A 25,321-nucleotide genomic window follows, 5' to 3' on the forward strand; every position below is an offset into this window, starting at 1 on the left:
CCCCCGCCCCCGGCGGAGCCGCCGCCCGCGCCGGCCGCACCACCCGCGGGGTAACGGGTGGCCGTGCGGATGGATCCGCAGCGGTTCGACGAGTTGGTCTCCGACGCGCTCGACCTCATCCCGCCCGAGTTGACGGCGGCGATGGACAACGTCGTCGTGCTCGTCGAAGACCGGCATCCCGAGGACACCGAACTGCTCGGCCTCTACGAAGGCGTGGCGCTGACCGAGCGTGACTCCGACTACGGCGGAGCGCTGCCCGACGCCATCACGATCTACCGCGAGGCGCTGCTGGACGTCTGTGAGTCCGACGAGGAGGTCGTCGAGGAGGTGGCGATCACAGTCATCCACGAAATCGCCCACCACTTCGGCATCGACGACGACCGATTGCACGAACTGGGCTGGGCCTGACTGGGCGCGGCATCCCGGATTTGTCCGCGCCGGGTGCTATGAACTCACTCATGAACACGGACTGCCGCGACTGCCGGGCAGGACTAGATCACTGCCACGGCACCATCATTCGCCATTGGCTGCACCGGTCGGAGTGCACCGAGCCGGACTGCGCCAGTCCCGAGCTGTTGCCGCACGCGTTCGTCATCGACTGCGACGCCGTCGGCTGCGGCTGCACCGAGGAGTCCGTCGCCCTGGCCGTTTGATCGCCCGTCAGCCCATCGGGTCGGTGCTTGACCGCACCGCGTCCGCGACCGGCGTGGCTTCGGGTTGTGGGTAGAACGGCGGCGTCAGCGTTCCCCACCGCACACAACTCCACCGCCCATCGGTGATCGGGGCCAACACCACCGACTCGGCGTTGTCCAGGTGGTTGTCCAGCGCGAAGTTTCCGTCCACTCCCGCCAGTACCGCGGAAGCCAGCCGGATCGCCGCGCCGTGGCTGACGACGACGATGTCGCCGTCCCATTCGTCGTCGTCGAGGTAGCGCATCCTCAGGTCGGTGAGCACCGGCACGTAGCGGTCCAACACCTCGCTGCCGGTCTCGCCGCCGGGCAGCGGCACGTCGAGTTCGCCGTGGTGCCAGCGGTCGTAGATCGCATTGAATTCCGCGACGGCGTCGTCGTCGCTGCGGTCTTCCAGTTCGCCGACCTGCACCTCGTGGATGCCGACGACCTCGTGGGTGGCGACGTCGAGCGCCGCACCGATTACCGCGGCGGTCTGCGACGCCCTTGTGGCGATCGAGTGCGTGAGCATTGCGGGCCGGCCGGAACCGCGGGCGAACGCCCGGGCCTGGTCGCGGCCCTTCGGCGTCAGCTCGGCCCCGGGCGGCCGGGTGTCCAGCCGGCGTTCGACGTTGCCGTAGGACTGGCCGTGTCGCACCAGCACCAGACGACCGCTCATTGCGCAAACCCCGGCGCCGCATCCTGGGCGGGCTCCGGTTTGCCCGCCCGCAGGCGCTCCAGCCAGCGTGACGCCTCGTCCGCCGGCGGCGGCACCACCCCGGCGGCCGCACCCGTCGGCCACGAACCCAGGTATCGCACGTTGGCACAACGACGGTGCAGCGCCTTGAGTGCCTCGGCGACGGCGTCGTCGTCGATGTGGCCGATGCAGTCGGCGAAGAACAGGTAGGTGCCCAACTCGGTGCGGGTCGGTCGGGACTCGATCCGGGTCAGGTCGATGCCGCGAATCCCGAATTCGGCGAGCGCGCCCAACAGGGCCCCGGGTTGGTTGTCGACGCGCAACACCACCGACGTCCGGTCGGCGCCGGTGCGGCCCGGAGGCGTCCCCGGCAGTCCGGCCAGCACGAAGCGGGTGCGGGCGTTGGGTTCGTCGACGACACCATCGGCGAGGGCCGCGAGCCCCCAATGCGCGGCGGCCAGCGGCGAGGTCACCCCTGCGTCGGCGTTGCCGTCGGCCACCTGTCGCGCGGCGTCGGCGTTGGAGTAGGCGGGTCGCAGTTCGGTGTTGGGCAGGTGGGCGGTGAGCCATTGCCGAACCTGGGCGGCGGCCACCGGGAACGCCGCCACCGTCCGCACGTCGGCGGCGCTGCGCCCGGGTTTGACGACGATGCTGAACGCGACGTCCAGCGTGGTCTCGGCGAAAATCTGCAGCGGCGAGCCGATGGCGAGGCTATCCAGGGTGGCCATCACCGACCCGTCGATCGAGTTCTCGATCGGCACGCACGCGTAGTCGGCGTCGCCGTTGCGGACGGCGTCCAGTGCCGTCGGCGTGCTCTCGATCGGCAACCGGCGCAAGGCATCCGGCCCCTGGTCGGGAACCAGCCCCGCCGACGTCATCTGGAGCAGCGCCGCCTCGGTGAAGGTCCCCTCGGGACCCAGATAGGCAATGCGGACCACGCTCCAACCCTAACGGCGGCCAGCGCCAAACAAGGCTTGCGGCGCCCCGTGATCTAAGTTAACTTAGGCTTGCCTAATTCGATTGGAGAACGATGTTACCGCTGACCAGCGCCGCGCCGACGACTGCCGAACGCATCCGCAGCGCCTGCACCCGGGCCGGCGGCGCGCTCCTGGCGATCGAGAACGAGCACGCGCGCGAGGAACCGGTCGCCACGCCGGTGCACCACCTGATGCACGACGGGTCCTTCGCCGTGGCGCTGCCGGCCGACCGGGACGGCGGGGCCGCCGGCGTCGATGGGTCGCAGGCGCTGCTCGAGCTGACCGACTACGCGCCGCTGCCCTTGCGCGAACCCGTCCGCTCCCTGGTGTGGGTCCGCGGCCGCCTGCAGCAGTTCCCACCGGGCGCGGTGACGAAGACCCTTGATCTGATCGCCACCGAGTGTCCGGATCCGGCATTGCTGCAAATCGATACCCCCCGGTCGATGCCTTCGGATGGGACGGAGCAGCGGTACACGCTGCTGCGACTCGAGATCGCGTCCGTCGTGGTGACCGACGCCACCGGGGCCGAGGCCATCAGCGTGGCGGACCTGCTCGCGGCTCGCCCCGACCCGTTCTGCGAAGTCGAGTCGAGCTTGCTGTGGCACTTGGACAAGGCCCACGGCGACGTGGTCGCACGGCTGGTGTCCAGGTTGCCCGCGCCACTGCGCCGCGGCCGCGTTCGGCCACTCGGGCTGGATCGCTACGGCATGCGGTTTCGCATCGAAGGCAACGACGGCGACCATGACGTCCGGCTGCCCTTCCACAAACCGGTGGACGACATGATCGGGCTGAGGCAGGCGATCCGGGTGCTGATGGGCTGCCCGTTCATCAACGGGCTGCGCGCCCGCCGGTAAGTTATCTGGGTGACCGGCGACCGATCCTCACGACGGCCTGAAAACCCGGTCCCGCCGCGCCCAGCGCGCCCGGAGCCACCGCAGGTAATCCACCGCAAAACCGGTGCGGCGTCGCCGAACGCCGAGACGGTGCCGCAGCGCCGGGTGCCCGAGCCGGTCTCCCGTGTCAATGCCCCCGTCCCGCAACGCGTCTCACCGCACCCGTCCCAGCCCCCACCGCGACCCGGCCCGCCCCGGACCGGCCGCAAGCGCGGCAAGCGCCGCTGGGGCCGGCGGGTGGCCCTGGGTCTGCTGATCGCCGCGCTGATGGCCGGCGCGGGCCTCGTCGGCGGAGCCATCTGGTTCGACAAAACGCTGCACCGCGCGGCGGTGCTCGCGGACTACCCCGACCGGCCCGCGGCCGGGCGCGGGACGAATTGGCTGCTCGTCGGCTCGGACAGCCGGGAGGGCCTTACCGCCGATCAGCAACAGGATCTGTCCACCGGCGGCGACGTCGGCGCCGGTCGCACCGACACCATCCTGCTGGTGCATGTGCCGTCGTTCGGCTCGAGCACCCCGGCGACGATGGTCTCGATACCGCGCGATTCGTATGTGCCGATCCCCGGTCACGGCAAGGACAAAATCAACTCCGCGTTCGCGATGGGCGGGGCGGCCCTGCTGACTCAAACGGTCGAGCAGGCAACCGGCCTGCGCCTCGACCACTACGTCGAGATCGGGTTCGGCGGCTTCGCGGCGCTGGTCGACGCGCTCGGCGGCATCACCGTGTGCCCCGTCGCGCCGATCACCGACTCGCTGGCAGGCATCGACATGCCGGCCGGCTGCCAGAAGCTGGAGGGCCGCAACGCGCTGGGGTATGTCAGGTCCCGCGCCACACCGCGGGCGGATCTGGACCGGATGGTCAACCAACGGCAGTTCATGTCGGCGCTGTTGCGCCGCGCGTCCAGCCCGGCGGTGTGGCTAAATCCGGTGCGCTGGTACTCGGTCCCGCGCGCGGCCGCCGATGCCCTGACCGTTGATCAGGGGGATCAGGTGTGGGACCTCGCCCGGCTCGGCTGGGCGCTGCACGGGACCATCACCTCGGTGACCGTCCCGATCGGTGAGTTCAGCAGCGGTGACGCCGGCGCGGTGGTGGTGTGGAACCACGACGTGGCCGCCAAGTTGTTCGACGCGCTGGCCTCCGACCGTCCGGTGCCCGGCGAGGCGCTGCAGGGACCGCAGTAGCGACCGCCGCCGGCCGAACTAGTCGCCGACTCGGTCGGTGCGGGCGTTCTGCAACCAGGCCTTCGTGCGACCCGGGTGGTGCGTGGCCAGCCACGCCACCCCGACCTCCCGGCAGAAGTCGATGTCTTCGTAGTCGTCGACATTCCAGCAGTAGACCGCGCGGCCCTGGGCGATGGAACGGTCGACGAGTTGCGGATACTCCTTCAACGCCGCCAGCGACGGCCCGACGGCGGTGGCCCCGACAGCGGTGGCCGCGCTGCTGGCCAGGTACCGGGCGGTCTTGCCCAACAGCACCGTCGGCAACATCGGCGCGGCCCGCCGGATCCGCCAGACCGCGGCCGCCGAAAACGACATCACCACCGCGCGGGACCGGGCGGCCGAGGCCGGTGCGGCGATGCCGAACCGGTGCAGCAGTGCCAACAACTTGCTTTCCACCAGCGAGCCATACCGAACCGGGTGCTTGGTCTCGACGAACAGCTTCACCGGCCGGTGCCAGTCCAGAACCAAGCTGACGAGCGCGTCCAACGTCAGCAGGCTGGTATCGCCGTGCGTGCCGTCCGCGCGCCAGCTGTCGTGCCACGCACCGTATTCGAGCTCGCGCAACTGGGCCAGGGTCATCGTGCTGACCAGACCCGCTCCGGTCGAGGTCCGATCCAGCCGGCGGTCGTGCACGCAAACCAGGTGCCCGTCGCGGGTCAGCCGCACATCGCATTCGACACCGTCGGCGCCTTCCTTGAGCGCGAGATCGTATGCGGCCAGCGTGTGTTCGGGACGAGCGGCCGACGCCCCCCTATGGGCTACGACAAAAGGATGCCCGTCGAGCACCTCGTCGGCCCACGTCATATCCCTATGCTGCCGGTTCCTGCCCCTGCAACTCAACCTGACCGGACGACCCGGCCCCCGCGGGTCGATCGGGCTCTACCACGACCCAGCGATGCGCGGGCCGTTCGACGGGCTTGCGTACGAAGCCCTCGAAGACCCGGCCCGCGGCGGCCACGGTGGCCGCCGCGACCAGATACGCGAACACCATCAACACGGTGTTGTTCGCGATGCCCTGTGCGTCGGTGGCGAAGCTGGAAAAAATAGCGAAGATCGAAATCGCGTAGCTGAAAATCCAAGCGATCCACCATTGGAGGATCGGTCTTTTCAACCGGGCGTAATGCTCCTCCATCGTCGCGAGCTCGATGACGTACACCGGAGCCCACAGCAGATTCGCCAGCGGCACCGCGCAGCCGGCCCACAGCGCGCGGACCGAGCGAGGCTCGGGCAGCCTGTGATGCGAGAACACCGCGGCCCGCCTCGCGATCAACCAGCGGATCAACATCACCCCGGACGTGATCACCGCCGCGAGCGCCGCCACACTGGCCAGGATCCCGAGCCAGTCCGCGGCGATGGCCACCACGGAGTTCAACAACGTGTTGCGGTTGACCACCAGCAGCACGTACCGCACGACGTACACCAGGGCCGCGATGCTCAGCACCAACACGCCGACGAAAACGCTGCTGCGCACCGCCGCGGCGGATGGCCCTGTCTGCGTTGGCTTTTCGGCCGGCGCGGGGGCTTGCTCGACGCGGTCGGCCAGACCCCAGCGCGGGATCACGGCATAGCGCGGCGTGGGCCCGAGAGGCCGTCGTGCGCGTCGCATGGGGGGTGCGGCGCCGGGGCGGACCGCTATCCAGCGGAAGCCGGGCGGCAGCCGCGGCGGGGTGCGCCACCGGGGGGATTGCGCCGGTGCGGCCGGGCCACCACCCGGGCCCCATCGTGGATCGGGCGCGTCCGCGAGCGGCGCCATCAGGGCGCCGCGACAGCGGGGGCACCACTCGCGCCGCCGATCGCGCACGTTCCACCGCGTGCCGCACTGGGAGCACACCTGGATCACCGGACCAGCCTAGCCCGGCAGCTCGCAACCCCTCCGCAACGTGAACAGTTACCCATGGCTATCCACAGTTTCCACAGGCTTATCCACAACGGCCGGGTCAGTGTTTACCCGTGGTACATGCCGCGATCCGCCGAGCCGGGCCACAATTGTGGATAACGACCGGCCGTTCGGGGCGCGCCATCGACAACCCCGGGCGGTGGCCGAGCGAAATCGATTGGCGTACTAAGCACCCGCGCGGTGCGTGTGCCCGGGGCGGCGGCCCACCCGGCCAGGCTGGCGTGCTTCGCGCCGTCCGCCATGACGAATCTGCAGCTCAGCCGCCTTTATACGGGATGTTTTTCCATGCCTCGCGGGACGGGTTATGATCGCCATCACGAAAAAGTCGTTGTGACTCACCTCACTGCGGTGCGGTGGACGTGCTGGTGAAAGGCGCATGATGGCCATGCAGTCGTTCGGCCCGGGTTCCCCGGCCCCCTCGAACTCGTATTCCGGCTCGCCCGCCTGCAACCACAGTTACAGCGTCGCCGCCCTGCGCGCGGGCCTGATCGCGCTGGCGTTGCTCGCGGTTCTTGTCATCATCGTCCTGTACTGACGTTTCGCCGATCGGGTTTCCGGGTTACCGCCTCTTAGCGGTCGTTCTTGCGACGCGCGCGGTCATGGAGCAGGGTTGACTTGTGAAGCCGGGGGCCAGGCCCTTGCGTCGCGAACCCCGCGCCCATGCGCGTCAAGAGACGATCACCAACGATCATCGAGGAAAGGAATGCCGTGGCTGAATACACCCTGCCCGACTTGGACTGGGACTACGCAGCGCTGGAACCGCACATCTCCGGGCAGATCAACGAGATCCACCACAGCAAGCACCACGCCACGTACGTCAAGGGCGTGAACGACGCCATCGCCAAACTCGAGGAGGCACGCGCCAACGATGACCATGCCGCGATCTTCCTGAACGAGAAGAACCTGGCCTTTCACCTGGGGGGCCACGTCAACCACTCGATCTGGTGGAAGAACCTGTCGCCCAACGGTGGTGACAAGCCGACCGGTGACCTCGCCGCCGCCATCGACGATGCGTTCGGCTCGTTCGACAAATTCCGCGCTCAGTTCAGCGCGGCCGCCAACGGCTTGCAGGGGTCGGGCTGGGCGGTACTCGGCTACGACTCACTCGGCGGCAAGCTGCTGACCTTCCAGCTGTACGACCAGCAGGCCAACGTCCCGCTCGGCATCATCCCCTTGCTGCAGGTCGACATGTGGGAGCACGCCTTCTACTTGCAGTACAAGAACGTCAAGGCCGACTATGTCAAGGCGTTTTGGAATGTGGTCAACTGGGCCGACGTGCAGGACCGGTACAAGGCAGCAACCACCAAGACCAAGGGCCTGATTTTCGGCTAAAACCGTTTCTTCAGCGCTGGGGCGTCACGCGGATCGCGTGGCGCCCTTGCCTTTACGTCGTGTCGAGTTGCAACGCGCCTGAACCGCAGGCATGCTTAATTATTCGAGCTACCAGCGTGGTTAGGCGAAGTCGTCGCGCGGAGGTCGAGGTGGACACTGGCTCAGGTGGACCGATAGGGGTCGCCCCCTTCCACTCCCGTGGTGCCCTGAAAGGGTTCGTCATCTCCGGACGCTGGCCCGATTCGACGAAGGAGTGGGCCCAGCTTTTGATGGTCGCGGTCCGCGTCGCCTCATTGCCCGGATTGCTCTCCACCACAACGGTGTTCGGCGCCCGCGAGGAGCTGCCCGACGAACCCGAGCCGGGCACCGTCGGCCTGGTACTGGCCGAGGGCACCGTCTTCGGTGAATCAGCAATCCAGCCGGGGTATTTCGGCGATCATCAGCCCCCCGCATTGCTGATGCTGCATCCGCCCTCGGAGACCACGCCCTCGTTGCCGGAATGTACGGGGGCCGCGTCGGGATGCGTACTGCTGCCCGGCTTGCCCTATCTGGGGCTCGAGCACCGCGCGGCCTGGGTGGAAGCCGAAGCCGACGGCACCATCACGTCCATGGTGAGTCGCGTCGGCGTCGATCCCATCAGCCATCCCGATACCGCGATCCTGGCGATGCTGCTTGCGGCATAGGCGACGGCCACCGGGGCGATCGCGGTCGCGCAAACTCTGCGTCGCGGCGGCGAAGGGCAGTTTCGATCGCCGCGAGGTCACCCGGCGCCTGGGCGCCGACGGCGCCGTCCGCTGACCCCGCCGGATCCGGCAGCCACCCGCCAGAGGTATGTCCGCGGCCCTCACAGGTGTACCTACGGTCCGTTTCCTCCCCGCTTTGCAAACCTGGCAGCAAATGAGCCTCTCGATGGGTTCGAGTTGCCTGGTGGTTCGGGTGCAATCGGCCAGCGATGCGTCCGATCGCCGCGCCGCGGCGCAAACCGGCCGCCCGCCACCGTGACGCCCAACCCTCACTCTGCGGATAACCTGTGAGTTTCGGATATTTTGTGGACACCCCAGCGAATTAGTTAGACGCTCGTCAAGTGAGGAATTGGCCGGCTCCAGCAACGCCGGTACCAAAACCGCTCGGGTTTGCACTTGGTCGCGGACTTAAACGCTCGCTACCATGAGCAAATATGCATAGGTAACAGTTCACTTCTACAGCACAGTGGGGGTCTTATCGATGAGCACGACGTTCGCCGCCCGCCTGAACCGCCTGTTCGACACGGTTTACCCACCGGGACGCGGGCCGCACACCTCCGCGGAGGTGATCGCGGCGCTCAAGGCGGAGGGCATCACAATGTCGGCTCCCTACCTGTCGCAGCTACGCTCCGGCAACCGGACTAACCCGTCCACAGCGACCATGGCCGCCTTGGCCAACTTCTTCCGCATCAAGCCGGCGTACTTCACTGACGACGAGTACTACGAAAAGCTCGACAAGGAATTGTCGTGGCTTGCCACGATGCGCGACGACGGCGTGCGCCGCATCGCGTTGGGTGCCGCCGAATTGTCTCCCGAGGCCCAGCAGGACATCGTCGAGCGGGTCAACGAGCTGCGCCGCAAGGAACAGCTCGGCGCGTAAGCGCACGTGACGGCAGCGCGGCCCGACCTGAAGGGCTGCCGCCGTCCCATTCCCATTAGGGTTGGCTCACGGATCGCGTACACGCGAGAGCGACAGTCCACGAGATACCGGGAGGCGGCCGGGAATGGCCCTGTTCCGCAAGCGAAAAAGTCGCGCGACACGTCGCGCCGAGGCTCGCGCGATCAAGGCCCGCGCCAGGCTCGAGGCCAAGCTGGCTGCCAAAAACGAGGTTCGCCGCATCAAGGGCGATCGGCGAGCGGCGGAAAAGGCCCTCCGGGCGCAGATCAGATCCCAGCGCGACAGCGACCGCGCGGCGTTGAAAGTCGCCGAGGCCGAACTCAAGGCGGCGCGGGAAGGCAAGCTGCTGTCACCGACGCGCATCCGCCGGCTGCTGACGGTATCCCGATTGCTGGCCCCGATCCTGACCCCGCTGATCTACCGGGCCGCCGTGGCGGCACGCGCGCTGATCGACCAGCGCCGCGCGGATCGGCTCGGGATTCCGTTGGCTCAGATCGGCCAGTTCTCCGGGCAGGGCGCCGAGCTGTCGGCACGCATCGCCGGGTCCGAGAAATCCTTGCGGATGGTGCAGGACAAGAAGCCCAAAGACGCCGAGACCAAGCAGTTCGTCGGCGCCATCAGCGAACGGCTCAGCGACCTTTCGGCCGCCGTCACCGCCGCGGAGAACATGCCCGCCGCGCGACGCCGCACGGCCCACGGCGCGATCTCGTCGCAACTCGACGGCATCGAGGCGGACCTGATGGCCCGGCTCGGGTTGACCTGAAAGCGGCTGCCGGACATGACATTTGACGGGTGGATTTCGCGCGTCCTGATCGCGGTCGGCATCGCCGCGGCGCTCTATGTGGGCTCGGCGGCGACGACCGCGCCCGCGTGGGCGCACGTTCACGCCAGCAGCGACAACGCCGTACGCGGCGCGACGGCCATCGTCACCTTTCAGGTACCCAACGAATCCGACAAGGGCGCCGCAACCACTGCGCTGACCGTCACGCTTCCCGACGTGGCGGCCGCGCGCACCGAAACCATGCCCGGCTGGACCGCCAAGCTCGACCGCGACGCGGCGTCGGGCACGGTCCGCTCGGTGACGTGGACCGCCGCGCCCAACGGCGGCATCGGAGTCGATCAATTCGCGCTGTTTCGGATATCGGTGCAACTACCCGAGACCGACACCGTCAGCTTCCCGGCGACACAGACCTATTCCGACGGAACGATCGTCAAGTGGGACCAGCCGCCGCTGCCCGGCGGTGGTGAGCCCGAGCATCCGGTACCCCTGCTGACCCTCGCCGCGGGACCGGTGGCACCGCACCAACACCACCCGTCGGCATCGGCCGATCATGCGGGCGCACCCGGGCAGTCGCAATCGCCCGACAACACCGCCCGCCTGCTGGGCGGGGCGGCCCTGGTCGTCGGCGCGTTGGCCATCTGTCTTGTACTGGTGCGTCGACGAGCATGAGGCGCGCGGTGGTCATCGCGGGGGCGGGGCTGCTGCTGGCCGCCATGGCGTTGACCGCGACCCTCACCGCGCCAGCGGCGTTCGCGCACGCCGCGCGCGTGTCCGCCGAGCCCGCGGACAACGCCGTCGTGACGACCGGTCCCGACCGGGTGAGCGCGACGTTCAACGAGCGATTGCAGACCACGTTCGCGGCCATGACGGTCGTCGGACCGGACGGCAACGTGTGGTCCACCGGCGAGCCGACGGTCCAGGGCGCGGTCGTGGGTATCGGCCTGCGCCCGCTCGGGCCGGCCGGAACCTACACGGTGAATTACCGGGTGACGTCCGCCGATGGCCACGTGGTGTCGGGATCCTGGTCGTTTCGCCTGACTGTCCCGGGCACCGGCACGCCCGGGCCCGCCGCCGCCAACCACACCGGCCGCGGAATCCCCGTCTGGCCGTTTGTGGTGGTGGCGGCGGCGCTCGTCGCCGCGGGCGGCCTATGGGCGCTCCGGCGCAGGCCGTGAGCGGCCCTGGCATGATGGGACGCGACAACCCGGTGCGCTAGACAAAAGCGAGAGAAAGCTGCAAAGGAGCGGCCGCATGGCAGACCCCGAGGACCAACCCAACAGCGAATCCAACGGCGCACCGACACCGCCGGAGAAGAAGCCGCCCGCCAAGGCGGTCAAGAAGGCGGCAAAAGCGCCCGCCAAAAAAGCACCCGCGAAAAAGGCTCCCGCGAAGAAAGCGGCAGCCAAGAAGGCGCCGGCGAAAAAAGCACCCGCCAAAAGCCCCGAACCCACGGCACCGCAGCCGGCCGCGCAGGGGCAAATCGAAACCAACGGCCAGCTTGCGGCCGCCGCGAAAGACGCTGCGGCACAGGCTAAGTCGACGGTAGACGACGCCAACAACCCACTGCCCGCCGATGTGCCGGCACCCGCCCCGAGCCAGTTGCCGGTGCCGCTGTTGGTGGCCCTCGCGGTCAGCCTCCTGGCCATCGTGCTGATCCGGCAACTGCGCCGCCGTTGACCGCGTCGTTCCGGCCCACCGCCGACCTGGTCGACAGCATCGGGCCCGACGTTCGCAGCTGCGACGTCCAGTTCCGCCAGTTCGGGGGGCGCGCGCAGTTCGCCGGGCCGATCAGCACCGTCCGGTGCTTCGAAGACAATGCGTTGCTGAAATCGGTTCTCTCGCAGCCGAGTGCGGGCGGCGTGCTGGTGATCGACGGCGCCGGCTCCCTGCACTCCGCGCTGGTCGGGGACGTCATCGCCGAATTGGCGCGGTCCAACGGGTGGGCCGGGCTGGTCATCAACGGGGCGGTGCGCGACGCCGCGACATTGCGGAGTATCGACATCGGTATCAAGGCGCTGGGCACCAATCCCCGCAAGAGCACCAAGACCGGTGCCGGCGAGCGCGACGTCGAGGTCACGCTGGGCGGGGTGACATTCGTTCCCGGCGACACCGCCTACAGCGACGACGACGGAATCGTCATCACGTCAGATCGCTAAACCGCCACTGCAACAGGCTTTTTCGCGAACCGCAGGCCCTCGTCGGCGATCTTGCCGCGCCGGATCGTTCGCATGTCGAAGAAGTAGTTCTGCTTGAGCCGCCACGGCGCGCGCGAACCCGATTTGGGAAGCAAGTGCATTGAGCGCTGGAAGTAGCCGGGGTTGAAATCCATGAACGGCAACTCGTCGACGGCGTCGCCCGGGTGCTGCGGCTCCACGGTGTCAAAACCCTTGGCGTCCATATAGTTCAGCAACCGGCAGACGAATTCGGAGACCAAATCGGCCTTCAGCGTCCATGACGCGTTCGTGTATCCGAAGGTGATGGCGAAATTCGGGACCCCGGAAAACATCAAGCCCTTGTAGGTCATCAACGACGTGAGGTCGGTGGGCACACCGTTTCTGGACGGACTGACCCCGCCCAGCAATTGCATATTCAATCCCGTCGCGGTGATGATGATGTCGGCCTGCAAGTGCTCCCCCGACGCCAGTTTGATTCCGGTTTTGGTGAACCGCTCGATGGTGTCGGTGACGACATCAGCCTTGCCGTGCCGGATGGTCCGGAAGAAATCGCCGTCGGGGGCCAGGCACAGCCGCTGGTCCCACACGTTGTACTTCGGCCCGAAGTGCTTCTCGACGTCGTAGCCTTTCGGCAGGCGCCGCTGAGCCATCGTCATCAGCGTCTTGCGCATGTAGGCGGGGGCTTTCCGCGAAAGCTGGTACTGGAAGGTGCTGAACGCGATGGCTTTCCAGCGGTTCGCCATGTGCGCGAGGCGATCTGGCAGCAGCCGGTTGGACCGCTCGGCGAAGGGATCGACCCCGGGCAACGAGCCGATGTAGGTCGGTGAGCGCTGCAGCATGGTCACGTGGCCGGAGCCCGAGTTCACCAGGGCTGGGATCAACGTGATCGCGGTCGCGCCGGACCCGATGACAACGATTTTCTTGCCCGCGTAGTCGAGGTCCTGCGGCCAGTGCTGCGGATGGACAATCGTGCCGCCGAAGTCCTCCGAGCCGGCGAACGTCGGCGAATACCCCTCGTCGTAGTTGTAGTAGCCGGTGCAGGCGAACAGGAACGAACAGGTGATTTCGTGCTGTTGGCCGTCGTTCTCCACGGTCAGGGCCCAGCGGTTGTCGGCGTCGGACCAATCCGCGGCCACCACCCGGTGGCGGTAGCGGATGTGGGGTTCGATTCGGTTCTCGACCGCGGCTTCCTTGATGTAGGCCTTGATCGAATCGCCCTCGGCGATCGACTGCGCGGAACGCCACGGCTTGAACCGGAAACCGAGCGTGAACATGTCCGAGTCCGACCGGATGCCCGGGTATTTGAATAGGTCCCACGTGCCGCCCAGGTCGTCGCGGCGCTCCAGGATGGCATAGCTCTTGGTCGGGCAGCGGTCCTGCAGGTGCCAGGCCGCACTCACGCCGGAGATTCCCGCGCCCACGATGACGACGTCGAGGTGCTCAGTCATGTTCGCCACGCTATCAACGCTGCGTCGAGTGAGTCAACACCCTGTCGAAAAGCTCAACACCGTGTAAAGTAGCGCCCGTGACCACCGCCAGCCCGACTCGCGCCCTGCGCGGCCGCCGTTCCGCGCGACCGTCGGGCGACGACCGCGAGCAGGCGATCCTTGCCACCGCCGAACGGCTGCTCGAAGAGCGCTCGTTCGCGGACATCTCGGTCGACGACCTGGCCAAGGGCGCCGGGCTGTCGCGGCCGACCTTCTACTTCTATTTCAAGTCCAAAGAGGCGGTGTTGCTGTCGCTGCTCGAACCGGTGATCGCGAGTGCCGACTCGGAGTTCGACGGGGCGGTGCAGCGCCTACCCGCGGACCCGCGCCGGGTGTGGCGCAACGGCATCAAGGCGTTTTACACCGCGTTCGCGACGCACCGCAGGCTGGCCCGAGCGGCGACGGAGGCCCTGGCCACCAGTACCGAATTGCGGACCGTGTGGTCGGGGTTCATGCAGAAATGGATCGACCAGACGGCCACCATGATCGCCGCCGAGCGGGCGCGTGGCGCCGCGCCCGAGACGGTTCCGGCCGCGGACCTGGCCACCTCGCTGAACCAGATGAACGAGCGAACCATGATGGCCGCCCTGTCCGCGCAGACGCCCGCAGTCCACCCCGACCGGGTCGTCGACACTCTCACCCATATCTGGGTCAGCAGCATCTACGGCGAACCCGGCTAACTGTCGTAGCCCCGTGCGAACATACGTTCGTGCGGTGTGACGCGTCCATCCTGCACGCGGATCTCGATTCGTTCTACACCTCGGTAGAGCAGCGAGACGACCCCTCCCTGCGTGGCCGCCCGGTGATCGTGGGCGGCGGGGTGGTGCTGGCGGCCAGCTATGAGGCCAAGGCCTACGGGGTGCGCACCGCGATGGGCGGAAGACAAGCACGGCGGCTGTGCCCGCAAGCCGTCGTCGTGCCACCCCGGATGAGCGCATACACCCGCGCCAGTGACGCGGTCTTCGAGGTGTTCCGCGACGTCACACCGATCGTGGAGGCCGTGTCGGTGGATGAGGCCTTCCTCGATGTCGGCGGCCTCGCCCGGGTGTCCGGCACACCGCTGCGGATCGGGGAGCGGCTGCGCGCCGACGTCCGCGACCGCATCGGGTTGCCCATCACGGTCGGGGTCGCGCGGACCAAATTTCTTGCGAAGGTCGCCAGCCGGGAAGCCAAGCCCGACGGGCTCCTGTTGGTGCCCCCCGACCGGGAGCTGGCGTTTCTTCGCCCGCTGCCGGTGCGGCGGCTGTGGGGAGTGGGCGCGGTGACCGCCGACAAGCTGCAGACGCACGGCATCGCGACCGTCGCAGACGTCGCCGAGCTCAGCGAGTCGACGCTGGCCTCGTTGCTCGGCGCCGCGATGGGCCGCCAGCTGTATGCGCTGTCCCGCAACATCGACCGCCGGCGGGTGACCACCGGTGTGCGCCGCAGGTCGGTGGGCGCCCAGCGGGCGCTGGGCGCGGCCGGCAATCGCATGTCGCCCGCCGAGGTCGACGCGGTGGTGGTCAACCTGATCGACCGGATCACCGGGCGCATGCGCACCGCCGGGCGCACTGGTCGCACGGTGGTGCTGCGGCTGCGGTTCGACGACTTCGGCCGGGCAACCCGGTCGCGCACGCTGCCGTGGGCCACGTCGTCGACACAGCCCATCCTCGCCGCCGCTCGGCAGCTGCTGGCTTCGGCGGCGCCGCTGATCGCGCAGCGCGGGTTGACCCTGGTCGGGTTCGCGGTGTCGGGAATCGATCGCACCGGCGCTCAACAGCTGATGCTGCCGTTCGCGGGGGCGCCGGCGCTGGAAAACATCGACGACGCAGTCGACCGGGTGCGGCAGCGCTACGGCAAGTCCGCGCTCACCCGTGGGGTGTTGGTCGGCCGCGACCCCGGCTGGGAGATGCCGCACCTACCCGACTGACGCGGTCCACTCCAGCAGCTTCTCGGCCGGCCAGGTGTTGACGATCCGCTCCACCGGGACCCCGGCGTCCAGCGCGCGCTGGGCCCCGTAGCCGAGGAAATCGAGCTGGCCGGGGGCGTGCGCGTCGGTATCGATGCTGAATACGCAGCCTATTTCCAGCGCCAGGTTCAGCAGGCGGGTGGGCGGATCGCGACGTTCGGGACGGGAGTTGATCTCCACGGCGGTGCCGTGATCGCGACAGGCGGTGAACACCGCCTCGGCGTCGAATTTCGATTCGGGCCTGATGCCGCGGTTCCCGGCGACCAGCCGGCCGGTGCAGTGGCCGAGCACGTCGGCATGGCCGTTGGAGACGGCGCGCACCATCCGTCGCGTCATCGCATCCGCGTCCATCGACAACTTCGAATGCACGCTGGCCACGACCACATCGAGGCGCTCGAGCAGCTCGGGTTCCTGGTCCAGGCTGCCGTCGTCGAGGATGTCCACCTCGATTCCGGTGAGGATGCGCATCGGCGCGAACTCGTCGCGCAACCCCTCGATCACGTCGAGCTGCTTACGCAATCGCTCCGGCGAGAGCCCGTTGGCGATCGTCAGCCGCGGCGAGTGATCGGTCAACGCGCAATACTCGTGGCCCAGCTCCGCCGCGGTGGCCATCATTTCCTCGATCGGCGCCGAACCGTCGGACCAGTTCGAATGCAGATGTAAATCCCCACGCAGCGCGGCCCGCACTTCGCCGCCGCCGAGATCGGTTGCGGCGGATCGTAATTCGACCAGGGCGTCCGGTTCACGGCCGGCCCAGGCCTGAGAGATCACCTTGGCCGTCTTGGGCCCGATGCCCGGCAGCGACTGCCAGCTGTCGGCCTGCCCATGGCGTTCCCGCGCGGCGTCGTCGAGGCCCTCGATGATGTCGGCCGCTCTTCGATACGCCATGACCCTTTTCGGGTCGTGGCGGCTCCGGTCCTTGTAGTAGGCAATCTGCCGCAGCGCGGTTACCGGATCCATGGCTCCAGTGTGCCCGCTCGGCTACAACAGTTGCCCGACGATGAATCCGGCGAGCACCACGCCGAAGCCGCCGATCTCGCCGGCGATAAGCAGCAACATCATCGCCCGAAGGCCGCGGTCGGGCCTCTCGAACTGGTTGGTGGTGTCGCGGCGCGCGCCATGGCTGATGTAGCTGGCGATGGCCGCGACGAAGAAGAAGACGGCCACCATCGCCGCGGTCAGGTTGACCCACGCGGGCCACGCGCTGAATTCGACGAACACCGCGATCAGCAGCGTCGCGAACGAGTACAGCAAGGCCGCGCGGTGCGCGATGTCGACGTAGGGATGCGCGCGATGGTCCTCCGCGACCATGATCTGCCGGTACTTCCAGACGCCGAGCACCAGTGCGAGCAGAAAGATCAGTCCGGCCGCCAGCAGGGTGATCTTGGTGTCGAATCCGAGGGCGCTGTTCATGGTCGATCGAGTTTAGTTGGGATTCATAGAGACCGACTAACGTCGGGTGCATGCGATTCGCGTTCAAGACCTCACCCCAAAACACCACCTGGGCACAGATGCTCGCCGTCTGGCAGGCCGCCGACGACATCGACGTCTACGAGTCCGGGTGGACGTTCGACCACTTCTACCCGATCTTTTCCGACAGCGCTGGACCCTGTCTGGAGGGCTGGACGACGCTCACCGCGCTGGCGCAGGCCACCTCGCGGCTGCGGCTGGGCACGCTGGTGACCGGCATTCACTACCGGCATCCGGCCGTGCTGGCCAACATGGCGGCCGCGCTCGACATCATTTCCAACGGACGTCTCGAGCTCGGGATCGGCGCCGGCTGGAACGAGGAGGAGTCGGGCGCCTACGGCATCGAACTGGGCAGCATCAGAGAACGTTTCGACCGGTTCGAGGAAGCGTGTGCGGTGCTGACCAGCCTGCTCAGCGAAGAGACCACCGACTTCGCGGGCAAGTACTACCAGCTCAAGGGTGCCCGCAACGAACCCAAGGGCGTACAGCGACCGCATCCACCGATCTGCATCGGCGGCAGCGGGGAAAAGCGCACGTTACGGATCACCGCGCGCTACGCGCAGCACTGGAACTTCGTCGGCGGGCCGCCGGAGCTATTTGCGCACAAGCGCGACGTGCTGTTCTCGCATTGCGCGGACATCGGACGCGATCCCAAAGAGATCACCCTGTCGGCTCACCTCCGCCTGGAAGCTGACCTCAATTACGGACAGGTGGTTCAGGATGCGGCCGGGCTGGCGGCCGAGGGACTGGACCTGGGCATCGTGTACCTCTCACCGCCGCACGACCCCGCCGTCCTGGAACCGTTAGCGGAAGCGATCCGGGATTCGGGCTCTGGAATGGCTGATATTCGAAAATTTGACGACGTGGTTGGCAAGATAACGAAAAGGTAACGCTGAGCAAACGTGACGCGCACCGCGCGGATGCGCAAGCCAATCGGCTACACCCCGAAAGCCATCAGCTCTTCAGCGGTTACCAGACGCTCCTGCTTGGCCGGAAATTCGCGGCTCTTCATGGGGTGACGAAACCATGACCAGGCGATTCGCCCCATCCGTGATCTGGGTACCGGGTTGATGTGCACAGTGATCACTCCTGCGATCGGTCCGTTCCACGGGACTCCCCCTGTGACTTGCATGTGACAGAGCCCACAACGACCTATTACACAACAGTGGTCTGGCAAACGGTGGCAGAAACGCCGAAATTTGATATTGGTGTTTCTACTGTGGCTGGTGTGACTTATTGAAGCGGCACGGCCGTCGGCTTTATGGGTGCCGGCAGCGCCGTCGAACCCATCAAATACCGGTCCACGCCCGCCGCCGCGGCCCTGCCCTCCGCGATCGCCCAGACGATCAACGACTGGCCACGACCCATGTCGCCGGCGACGAAGACGCCGGGCACCGAGGTGTCGAAGTCGGCGCCGCGCGCGACGTTGCCGCGCTCGGTCAACTTCACGTCCAGCTCGGTGAGCAAGCCCGGCTTCTCCGGGCCGACGAATCCCATTGCCAACAGCACCAAATCGGCCTCGAGTTCGAAGTCGGAACCCTCGACCTTGACGAACTTGCCGTCCTGCATCGCCACCTCGTGCGCCTTGAGCGCGGTGACGTGCCCGTCCTTGCCGATGAACTCCTCGGTGTTGACCGAGAAGACCCGCTCGCCGCCCTCTTCGTGGGCCGCCGACACCCGGTACATCAGCGGGTAGGTCGGCCACGGGGTCGACTCGGCACGCGTGTCCGGCGGACGCGGCATGATCTCGAACTGGTGCACGGCGACCGCGCCCTGTCGGTGCACGGTGCCCAGGCAGTCGGCGCCGGTGTCACCGCCCCCGATGATGATGACCTTCTTGCCCTTGGCGGTGATCGGTGGCTCACCGTCGGCCCCGAGGACGTCGTCGCCCTCTTGCACGCGGTTGGCCCACGGCAGGAACTCCATCGCCTGATGGATGCCGTCCAATTCGCGGCCCGGAATGGGCAGATCGCGCCAGGCGGTGGCACCGCCGGCCAGCACCACCGCATCGAAGTCAGCCAGCAGCTGTTCGGCGGTGATGTCCACGCCGACGTTGACGCTGGCCTTGAATTCGGTTCCCTCGGCGCGCATCTGGTCCAGCCGACGGTCCAGGACGCGCTTTTCCATCTTGAACTCGGGGATGCCGTAGCGCAGCAGCCCACCGATGCGGTCGTCGCGCTCGAAGACCGTCACACCGTGACCGGCGCGCGTCAGCTGCTGGGCGGCGGCCAGCCCCGCCGGGCCCGATCCCACTACCGCGACCCGTTTGCCCGTCTTCTTGTCCGGGGGCAACGGCACCACGAAGCCTTCCTCGAAGGCCCGGTCGATGATGTCCAGCTCGATCTGCTTGATCGTCACCGGATCCTGGTTGATGCCAAGCACACACGCCGGTTCACAGGGTGCCGGACACAGCCGGCCGGTGAAGTCGGGAAAATTGTTGGTGGCGTGCAGCCGCTCGATCGCATCGCGCCAGCGGCCCCGGCGCACCAGGTCGTTCCATTCCGGGATCAGGTTGCCCAGCGGACAACCATTGTGACAGAAGGGAATACCGCAGTCCATGCAGCGGGTCGCCTGCTGGCGCAGGGTGTTCTCGTCGAAATCTTCGTAGACCTCGTCCCAGTCCCGCAACCGCAACGGGACAGGCCGGCGCTTCGGCAATTCCCTATGTGTGAATTTCAGGAAGCCGCTCGGATCAGCCATGCGCGGCCGCCATGATCGCCTTGTCGACGTCGACGCCGTCACGCTCGGCCTCGGCGATCGCCTGAAGTACCCGCTTGTAGTCCCGCGGCATCACCTTGGCGAAATGCCCCCGCTGCCCGGGCCAGTCGGCCAGGATGCGCTGGCCCACAGCGGAATCGGTGGCGTCCACGTGCGCCTGGATCGCGCCGTGCAGGTACTCGACGTCGTCCTCGTCGAGGCTGTCGAGCTCGACCATCTCGGCGTTGAGGTTCTCCGGCAATTCGCCATCCGGGTCGTAGACGTAGGCGACGCCGCCCGACATGCCGGCCGCAAAGTTACGGCCGGTGCGGCCCAGAATGACCACCTTGCCTCCAGTCATGTACTCGCAACCGTGATCGCCGACGCCTTCAACCACAGCGTGGGCGCCGGAGTTGCGCACCGCGAACCGTTCACCGACCACGCCGCGCAAATAGACTTCCCCGCTGGTGGCGCCGAACAGAATCACGTTGCCGCCGATGATGTTTTCCTCGGCGACGTAGTCCTGCGGTGCGTTGTCGGACGGCCGCACCACGATGCGCCCGCCGGAAAGACCCTTGCCGACGTAGTCGTTGGCGTCGCCGTAGACGCGCAGGGTAATTCCTCGGGGTACGAAGGCGCCGAAGCTGTTGCCGGCGGATCCGTCGAAGGTGATGTCGATTGTTCCGTCCGGCAAGCCTTGCCCGCCATAGGCTTTCGTCAGCTCGTGGCCGAGCATGGTTCCGACCGTGCGGTTGACGTTGCCGATGGTGGTGGAGAACCGCACCGGTTTGCCCGAGTCCAGTGCCTCGCGGCTCATCACGATCAACTGCTGATCAAGCGCCTTGTCCAGGCCGTGATCCTGGCGCGAGCTGCAGTACAGGTCCTGGTTCATGAACGCCGATTCCGGCTCATGCAGCACGGGCGTCAGGTCCAGTCGGTGCGCCTTCCAGTGCGCCCGCGCCAGCGTGGTGTCGAGCGATCCCACCTGCCCGACGGCCTCGTTGAAGGTACGGAAGCCCAACTGCGCCATGTACTCCCGGACTTCCTCCGCGATGAACATGAAGAAGTTCTCGACGAACTCGGGCTTGCCGTTGAACCTCTCCCGCAGCACCGGGTTCTGGGTGGCCACCCCGACCGGGCAGGTGTCCAGGTGGCATACCCGCATCATGATGCAACCGGACACCACCAGCGGGGCCGTGGAGAAGCCGAACTCCTCGGCGCCAAGCAGTGCGGCGATCATCACGTCGCGGCCCGTCTTGAGCTGACCGTCCACCTGGACCACGATCCGGTCGCGCAGACCGTTGAGCAGCAGCGTCTGCTGCGTCTCGGCCAGACCCAACTCCCAGGGCGCGCCGGCATGCTTCATCGACGTCAGCGGGGTCGCGCCGGTACCGCCGTCGTGACCCGAGATCAACACCACGTCGGCGTGCGCCTTGGACACTCCCGCGGCCACCGTGCCCACGCCGTTCTCGGAAACCAGCTTCACGTGCACCCGGGCGGCCGGGTTGGCGTTCTTCAGGTCGTGGATCAGCTGCGCCAGGTCCTCAATGGAGTAGATGTCGTGGTGCGGCGGCGGTGAGATCAGTCCCACGCCCGGGGTGGAGTGCCGGACCTCGGCCACCCACGGGTACACCTTGTGCCCCGGAAGTTGGCCTCCCTCACCGGGTTTGGCCCCCTGCGCCATCTTGATCTGGATGTCGGTGCAATTGGTCAAGTAGTGCGAGGTGACGCCGAATCGGGCCGAGGCGACCTGCTTGACCGCGCTGCGACGCCAATCCCCGTTCGGGTCGCGATCGAAACGCTTGACGTCCTCGCCGCCTTCACCGCTGTTGGATCGCCCGCCCAGGCGGTTCATCGCGATGGCGAGTGTCTCGTGCGCTTCGGCGGAGATCGATCCGTAGCTCATCGCCCCCGTCGCGAAGCGCTTCACGATTTCGCTGGCGGGCTCGACCTCGTCGAGCGGAACCGGCGGGCGCACACCCGCGCGGAACTTGAGCAGCCCGCGCAGCGACGCCATCCGCTCGCTCTGGTCGTCGACCAGACGCGTGTAGTCCTTGAATATCTTGTACTGGCCGGTGCGGGTCGCGTGCTGCAGCTTGAAAACGGTCTCCGGGTTGAACAGGTGGTACTCGCCCTCACGGCGCCACTGGTACTCCCCGCCGACCTCGAGCTCGCGGTGGGCGCGCTCGTCGGGCCGATCCAGGTACGCCAGCCGGTGCCGGGTGGCGACGTCGGCGGCGATGTCGTCGAGGGTGATGCCGCCGGTCGGGCAGCTCAGCCCAGTGAAGTATTCGTCGAGCACGTCCTCGGAGATGCCCACCGCCTGGAACAGTTGCGCGCCGGTGTAGGACGCCAGCGTCGAAATGCCCATCTTGGACATCACTTTCAGCACACCCTTGCCGGCGGCCTTGACGTAGTTGTTCAGCGCGGTGTGGCGGTCCAGCCCATTTGAGGAGCCGTTTCCGGAACCGTCGATCGCGCCGCGATCGATCATGTCTTCGATCGACTCGAACGCCAGATACGGGTTGACCGCGGCGGCGCCGAACGCGATCAGCATCGCCATGTGGTGGACCTCGCGGGCGTCACCGGATTCGACCACCAGGCCCACGTGGGTGCGGGTGCGGTCGCGCACCAGGTGGTGGTGCACCGCCGACACCGCGAGCAGCGACGGGATGGGAGCCAGCTGCTCGTCGGACTCACGGTCGGACAAGATGATGACCCGCGCACCATCGGCGATCGCCGCCGATGCCTGGGCCCGCACGTCATCGAGCGCGGCCGCCAGCCCTGCGCCGCCCTCGGCGACGGGGTACCGACAGCGAATCACCTTGGAGCGCATGCCGTGTGGGCGACCGTTGACCTTGTCCTCGGGGTCGAGGTTGACCAGCTTGGCCAGTTCGAAATTCCGCAGAATCGGCTGTGACAGCGAGATCTGGTGACAGGAGTGTTCGGTCGGCGTGAGCAGGTCGCGCTCACCGCCGGTGGTGCCTTGCAGGCTGGTCACCACCTCTTCGCGGATGGCGTCCAGCGGCGGGTTGGTCACCTGAGCGAAGAGCTGATGGAAGTAGTCGTAGAGCATCCGGGGACGCTGCGACAGCACGGCGACTGGAGTATCGGTTCCCATCGATCCGATCGGCTCGGCGCCGGTACGGACCATCGGCGCCACCAACAGGTTGAGTTCCTCGTAGGTGTAGCCAAAAGTCTGCTGCCGCCGGACAAGTCGCTCGTGGGGCATCCGCACGTATTTGCCGGCCGGCAACTTGTCGATCGGAACCAGTCCCTTGTCGAGCCACTCTTGGTAGGGGTGCTCGGCGGCCAGCTCGGCCTTGATCTCCTCGTCGGAGACGATGCGGCCCTGCGTGGTGTCGACCAGGAACATCCGGCCCGGCTGCAGCCGCATCCGGCGGACCACCGTCGAGGGGTCCAGGTCGAGCACCCCGGCCTCGGAAGCCATGACCACCAGGCCGTCGTCTGTGACCCAGATCCGCGACGGGCGCAAGCCGTTGCGGTCGAGCACGGCACCGACGACGGTGCCGTCGGTGAAGGTCATCGACGCCGGGCCGTCCCACGGCTCCATCAGTGACGCGTGGTACTGGTAGAACGCCCGCCGTGCGGGGTCCATCGCTTCGTTGCGCTCCCAGGCCTCGGGGATCATCATCAGCACCGCGTGGGCCAGGCTGCGGCCGCCCAGGTGCAACAGCTCGAGAGCCTCGTCGAAGCGAGCGGTGTCGGATGCGCCCGGCGTGCAGATCGGGAACAACTTCTCCAGGTCGTCTTCCGACCCGAAGATGTCGGTCTTCATCAACGCCTCACGGGCGCGCATCCAGTTCTCGTTGCCGGTGACGGTGTTGATCTCGCCGTTGTGGGCGATGCGGCGGAACGGATGGGCCAGCGGCCACGACGGAAACGTGTTCGTCGAGAACCGGGAGTGCACGATGCCCAGCGCGCTGGTCAGCCGATCATCTTGCAGGTCAAGGTAAAACGCCTTGAGCTGCGGCGTGGTAAGCATTCCCTTGTAGACCAGCGTCTGGCCCGACAGGCTGGGGAAGTACACCGTTTCGCGGCCCGGCCCGTCCTGGCCGGGGCCCTTGGTGCCGAGCTCGTGCTCGGCGCGCTTGCGGACCACGTAGGCGCGGCGCTCCAGGGCCATGTCGGAGGCTCCGGCCATGAACACCTGCCGGAACGTCGGCATCGCGTCGCGGGACAGCGCGCCCAGCGACGAGTCGTCGGTCGGCACGTTTCGCCAGCCCAGCACCTGCAGTCCCTCGGCTTCGGCGATCTTCTCCACCGCGGCGCAGGCGGCTGCGGCGTCCCTCGACGACTGCGGCAAAAACGCGATGCCGGTCGCGTAGCTGCCGGGGGGCGGCAGCTCGAAGTCCACAACCTCGCGCAGGAACGCGTCCGGGACCTGGATGAGGATGCCCGCACCGTCACCGCTGCGCGGCTCGGCGCCCTGGGCCCCGCGGTGTTCAAGGTTGAGCAGCGCGGTGATCGCCTTGTCGACGATGTCGCGACTGCGTCGGCCGTGCATGTCGACGACCATGGCAACCCCGCACGAATCGTGCTCGAACGCGGGGTTATACAACCCTGCGCGCTTGGGCGTCATACGCACCTGACCCTTCACCAGAACTTCCTGCACGGCCGTTGTCTGCGGCTCCGGCGGGGCCGCACCCGGAGGTTGCGGGCTGAACCCCTTCGGTCTTGTCGATAGGCTGTCCCCAGGCGGATATGTTCCGGTCAGGGAATCGTCCGTGCTGCGCTGAACGGTGGCGAGTACCCGGTCTCGACAAGTCGTAAAACGATATGACAAAAACCGCCTGACATGCCAACTTCCCCAAGTCTAACCTGCGAGGTAGCGCCACCGTAAATTCGCTGCAGGAGACTCTCGACACGGTCTCGACATGCTGTTTTGGCGCCGGTCGTCGGGCCACCGCGGTGTCGCCGCGACGGGCCGTCCCGCCGCCCCCGGGCGCCGACGCCGGTTTGCTGCGACCCCGCCCAGCCGCTCGCTTGCGCTTTCGCGCCCTACACGAACCACGGCCGCGGCTTCGCCACCGCTGGCGATAAGACGTGGCAGCAATGTTGCCGCGTTTGCCCGATGGTCCGCTGGGCTGGTGGCCGAGGACGCCGCTGCCGACCGCGCCGACGCTGCGCTAAGTTTGCACGATATTAATAGGAATCTAAGCCGGCACCGGAGGCGATACTGGACTGGTACTGGTCCGGTAGTAGCCCAAGCCCGGCGGTCGGCGATGGGACGGCCGCACCCGAGGAGCCCATGAACGAGCGCGACGAATTCCTGCGCAACCGTCTGCAGCCCGGCCAGCCCAGCACCCCCGCTGCACGCCCGCCCGGTCCCGCGCCCAGGGATCCGCACACCGCGCACCCGGGAACTGTTGGCCCGCGAATTCGTCGAACACGGACAGCCGGTGGTCGAGGTGCCG

The 25,321-nt window shown here is 67.4% G+C and carries 24 protein-coding genes and 1 pseudogene; 16 read left to right on the plus strand and 9 right to left on the minus strand.

Going from position 1 to position 25,321, the window contains the following annotated elements:
• Window positions 1-57: 57 nt before the first annotated feature.
• Window positions 58-452, plus strand: a pseudogene (locus ACQI5H_RS23600) (metallopeptidase family protein); the annotation flags it as partial.
• 6 nt (window positions 453-458) lie between these two features.
• Window positions 459-653 (plus strand): hypothetical protein, encoded by a 195-nt coding sequence (locus ACQI5H_RS23605; protein WP_427081737.1) that lies wholly within the window; start codon window positions 459-461, stop codon window positions 651-653.
• A gap of 7 nt (window positions 654-660) precedes the next feature.
• Here ACQI5H_RS23605 and ACQI5H_RS23610 read toward each other — a convergent pair whose 3' ends face one another.
• Together ACQI5H_RS23610 and pheA are read right to left on the minus strand one after the other, a co-directional pair.
• Entirely contained in the window at window positions 661-1,347 is a 687-nt protein-coding gene (locus tag ACQI5H_RS23610) for a histidine phosphatase family protein (RefSeq protein ID WP_427081715.1), read from the minus strand.
• Window positions 1,344-2,303, minus strand: a complete 960-nt coding sequence (pheA, locus tag ACQI5H_RS23615; protein WP_427081716.1) for a prephenate dehydratase — start codon at window positions 2,301-2,303, stop codon at window positions 1,344-1,346. The genes ACQI5H_RS23610 and pheA overlap by 4 nt, the downstream gene beginning before the upstream one ends.
• A 92-nt stretch (window positions 2,304-2,395) precedes the next feature.
• On the opposite strand from pheA, the gene ACQI5H_RS23620 reads away from it, so the two are divergent.
• Together ACQI5H_RS23620 and ACQI5H_RS23625 are read left to right on the plus strand one after the other, a co-directional pair.
• The gene (locus ACQI5H_RS23620) at window positions 2,396-3,196 is read left to right on the plus strand and encodes a DUF2470 domain-containing protein (protein WP_427081717.1); all 801 of its coding nucleotides are present in this window, start codon (window positions 2,396-2,398) and stop codon (window positions 3,194-3,196) included.
• Between the two features lie 9 nt (window positions 3,197-3,205).
• Entirely contained in the window at window positions 3,206-4,417 is a 1,212-nt protein-coding gene (locus ACQI5H_RS23625) for an LCP family protein (protein ID WP_427081718.1), read from the plus strand.
• A gap of 18 nt (window positions 4,418-4,435) precedes the next feature.
• Here ACQI5H_RS23625 and ACQI5H_RS23630 read toward each other — a convergent pair whose 3' ends face one another.
• On the minus strand, window positions 4,436-5,260 hold the full coding sequence (locus tag ACQI5H_RS23630) for a glycerophosphodiester phosphodiesterase (protein ID WP_427081719.1): 825 nt from the start codon (window positions 5,258-5,260) through the stop codon (window positions 4,436-4,438).
• A gap of 4 nt (window positions 5,261-5,264) precedes the next feature.
• Window positions 5,265-6,296 carry a DUF4328 domain-containing protein gene (locus ACQI5H_RS23635; protein ID WP_427081720.1) on the minus strand — a complete coding sequence of 344 codons (1,032 nt, stop codon included), beginning with the start codon at window positions 6,294-6,296 and terminating at the stop codon, window positions 5,265-5,267.
• 433 nt (window positions 6,297-6,729) lie between these two features.
• On the opposite strand from ACQI5H_RS23635, the gene ACQI5H_RS23640 reads away from it, so the two are divergent.
• From ACQI5H_RS23640 to rraA, 9 genes are all read left to right on the plus strand, one after another.
• Window positions 6,730-6,888: a hypothetical protein gene (locus ACQI5H_RS23640; RefSeq protein WP_427081738.1), complete on the plus strand. Its 159-nt coding sequence runs from the start codon at window positions 6,730-6,732 to the stop codon at window positions 6,886-6,888.
• A 173-nt stretch (window positions 6,889-7,061) separates the two neighbouring features.
• Window positions 7,062-7,685 carry a superoxide dismutase gene (locus ACQI5H_RS23645; protein ID WP_427081721.1) on the plus strand — a complete coding sequence of 208 codons (624 nt, stop codon included), beginning with the start codon at window positions 7,062-7,064 and terminating at the stop codon, window positions 7,683-7,685.
• Between the two features lie 149 nt (window positions 7,686-7,834).
• The gene (locus ACQI5H_RS23650) at window positions 7,835-8,368 is read left to right on the plus strand and encodes a peptidase (protein WP_427081722.1); all 534 of its coding nucleotides are present in this window, start codon (window positions 7,835-7,837) and stop codon (window positions 8,366-8,368) included.
• Between the two features lie 541 nt (window positions 8,369-8,909).
• Window positions 8,910-9,308 carry a transcriptional regulator gene (locus ACQI5H_RS23655; RefSeq protein ID WP_427081723.1) on the plus strand — a complete coding sequence of 133 codons (399 nt, stop codon included), beginning with the start codon at window positions 8,910-8,912 and terminating at the stop codon, window positions 9,306-9,308.
• A gap of 124 nt (window positions 9,309-9,432) precedes the next feature.
• Entirely contained in the window at window positions 9,433-10,089 is a 657-nt protein-coding gene (locus ACQI5H_RS23660) for a DUF6474 family protein (protein WP_427081724.1), read from the plus strand.
• A gap of 15 nt (window positions 10,090-10,104) precedes the next feature.
• Entirely contained in the window at window positions 10,105-10,776 is a 672-nt protein-coding gene (locus ACQI5H_RS23665) for a YcnI family protein (RefSeq protein WP_427081725.1), read from the plus strand.
• Window positions 10,773-11,282, plus strand: coding sequence for a copper resistance CopC family protein (locus tag ACQI5H_RS23670; RefSeq protein WP_427081726.1), 510 nt, complete (start codon window positions 10,773-10,775; stop codon window positions 11,280-11,282). The genes ACQI5H_RS23665 and ACQI5H_RS23670 overlap by 4 nt, the downstream gene beginning before the upstream one ends.
• Before the next feature lie 76 nt (window positions 11,283-11,358).
• A complete protein-coding gene (locus tag ACQI5H_RS23675) occupies window positions 11,359-11,784 on the plus strand; it encodes a nucleoid-structuring protein H-NS (RefSeq protein WP_427081727.1) in 426 nt (141 codons plus the stop codon).
• Window positions 11,781-12,263 (plus strand): ribonuclease E activity regulator RraA, encoded by a 483-nt coding sequence (rraA, locus tag ACQI5H_RS23680; RefSeq protein ID WP_427081728.1) that lies wholly within the window; start codon window positions 11,781-11,783, stop codon window positions 12,261-12,263. The genes ACQI5H_RS23675 and rraA overlap by 4 nt, the downstream gene beginning before the upstream one ends.
• Here rraA and ACQI5H_RS23685 read toward each other — a convergent pair.
• The gene (locus ACQI5H_RS23685) at window positions 12,260-13,729 is read right to left on the minus strand and encodes a flavin-containing monooxygenase (protein WP_427081729.1); all 1,470 of its coding nucleotides are present in this window, start codon (window positions 13,727-13,729) and stop codon (window positions 12,260-12,262) included. The two genes, rraA and ACQI5H_RS23685, sit on opposite strands and share 4 nt — an antisense overlap.
• A 77-nt stretch (window positions 13,730-13,806) precedes the next feature.
• On the opposite strand from ACQI5H_RS23685, the gene ACQI5H_RS23690 reads away from it, so the two are divergent.
• The gene (locus ACQI5H_RS23690) at window positions 13,807-14,448 is read left to right on the plus strand and encodes a TetR/AcrR family transcriptional regulator (protein WP_427081730.1); all 642 of its coding nucleotides are present in this window, start codon (window positions 13,807-13,809) and stop codon (window positions 14,446-14,448) included.
• A gap of 29 nt (window positions 14,449-14,477) precedes the next feature.
• Window positions 14,478-15,677 carry a DNA polymerase IV gene (dinB, locus tag ACQI5H_RS23695; protein WP_427081731.1) on the plus strand — a complete coding sequence of 400 codons (1,200 nt, stop codon included), beginning with the start codon at window positions 14,478-14,480 and terminating at the stop codon, window positions 15,675-15,677.
• Here dinB and ACQI5H_RS23700 read toward each other — a convergent pair.
• Both ACQI5H_RS23700 and ACQI5H_RS23705 read right to left on the minus strand, forming a co-directional pair.
• The gene (locus ACQI5H_RS23700; RefSeq protein WP_427081732.1) at window positions 15,666-16,676 is read right to left on the minus strand and encodes a PHP domain-containing protein; all 1,011 of its coding nucleotides are present in this window, start codon (window positions 16,674-16,676) and stop codon (window positions 15,666-15,668) included. The two genes, dinB and ACQI5H_RS23700, sit on opposite strands and share 12 nt — an antisense overlap.
• A 21-nt stretch (window positions 16,677-16,697) precedes the next feature.
• Entirely contained in the window at window positions 16,698-17,129 is a 432-nt protein-coding gene (locus ACQI5H_RS23705) for a hypothetical protein (protein WP_427081733.1), read from the minus strand.
• A gap of 50 nt (window positions 17,130-17,179) precedes the next feature.
• On the opposite strand from ACQI5H_RS23705, the gene ACQI5H_RS23710 reads away from it, so the two are divergent.
• Window positions 17,180-18,076, plus strand: a complete 897-nt coding sequence (locus ACQI5H_RS23710; protein WP_427081734.1) for an LLM class F420-dependent oxidoreductase — start codon at window positions 17,180-17,182, stop codon at window positions 18,074-18,076.
• A gap of 343 nt (window positions 18,077-18,419) precedes the next feature.
• Here ACQI5H_RS23710 and ACQI5H_RS23715 read toward each other — a convergent pair whose 3' ends face one another.
• Window positions 18,420-19,886, minus strand: a complete 1,467-nt coding sequence (locus tag ACQI5H_RS23715) for a glutamate synthase subunit beta (RefSeq protein ID WP_427081735.1) — start codon at window positions 19,884-19,886, stop codon at window positions 18,420-18,422.
• Entirely contained in the window at window positions 19,879-24,486 is a 4,608-nt protein-coding gene (gltB, locus tag ACQI5H_RS23720; RefSeq protein WP_427081736.1) for a glutamate synthase large subunit, read from the minus strand. Before gltB ends, ACQI5H_RS23715 begins: the two co-directional genes overlap by 8 nt.
• Window positions 24,487-25,321 lie beyond the last annotated feature (835 nt).

The organism is Mycobacterium heidelbergense (assembly GCF_050205645.1).
GTDB classification, from domain to species: Bacteria; Actinomycetota; Actinomycetes; order Mycobacteriales; family Mycobacteriaceae; genus Mycobacterium; species Mycobacterium heidelbergense_A.

Bases quoted from the DNA above. Each gene is read 5' to 3' on its own strand.
- ACQI5H_RS23710 (WP_427081734.1), top strand. From the start codon at position 17,180: ATGCGATTCGCGTTCAAGACCTCACCCCAAAACACCACCTGGGCACAG.
- ACQI5H_RS23665 (WP_427081725.1), top strand. From the start codon at position 10,105: ATGACATTTGACGGGTGGATTTCGCGCGTCCTGATCGCGGTCGGCATC.
- ACQI5H_RS23620 (WP_427081717.1), top strand. From the start codon at position 2,396: ATGTTACCGCTGACCAGCGCCGCGCCGACGACTGCCGAACGCATCCGC.
- ACQI5H_RS23640 (WP_427081738.1), top strand. From the start codon at position 6,730: ATGATGGCCATGCAGTCGTTCGGCCCGGGTTCCCCGGCCCCCTCGAAC.
- ACQI5H_RS23715 (WP_427081735.1), bottom strand. From the start codon at position 19,886: ATGGCTGATCCGAGCGGCTTCCTGAAATTCACACATAGGGAATTGCCG.
- ACQI5H_RS23670 (WP_427081726.1), top strand. From the start codon at position 10,773: ATGAGGCGCGCGGTGGTCATCGCGGGGGCGGGGCTGCTGCTGGCCGCC.
- ACQI5H_RS23700 (WP_427081732.1), bottom strand. From the start codon at position 16,676: ATGGATCCGGTAACCGCGCTGCGGCAGATTGCCTACTACAAGGACCGG.
- ACQI5H_RS23610 (WP_427081715.1), bottom strand. From the start codon at position 1,347: ATGAGCGGTCGTCTGGTGCTGGTGCGACACGGCCAGTCCTACGGCAAC.
- ACQI5H_RS23675 (WP_427081727.1), top strand. From the start codon at position 11,359: ATGGCAGACCCCGAGGACCAACCCAACAGCGAATCCAACGGCGCACCG.
- ACQI5H_RS23605 (WP_427081737.1), top strand. From the start codon at position 459: ATGAACACGGACTGCCGCGACTGCCGGGCAGGACTAGATCACTGCCAC.
- ACQI5H_RS23630 (WP_427081719.1), bottom strand. From the start codon at position 5,260: ATGACGTGGGCCGACGAGGTGCTCGACGGGCATCCTTTTGTCGTAGCC.
- gltB (WP_427081736.1), bottom strand. From the start codon at position 24,486: ATGACGCCCAAGCGCGCAGGGTTGTATAACCCCGCGTTCGAGCACGAT.
- ACQI5H_RS23655 (WP_427081723.1), top strand. From the start codon at position 8,910: ATGAGCACGACGTTCGCCGCCCGCCTGAACCGCCTGTTCGACACGGTT.
- ACQI5H_RS23685 (WP_427081729.1), bottom strand. From the start codon at position 13,729: ATGACTGAGCACCTCGACGTCGTCATCGTGGGCGCGGGAATCTCCGGC.
- ACQI5H_RS23660 (WP_427081724.1), top strand. From the start codon at position 9,433: ATGGCCCTGTTCCGCAAGCGAAAAAGTCGCGCGACACGTCGCGCCGAG.
- ACQI5H_RS23705 (WP_427081733.1), bottom strand. From the start codon at position 17,129: ATGAACAGCGCCCTCGGATTCGACACCAAGATCACCCTGCTGGCGGCC.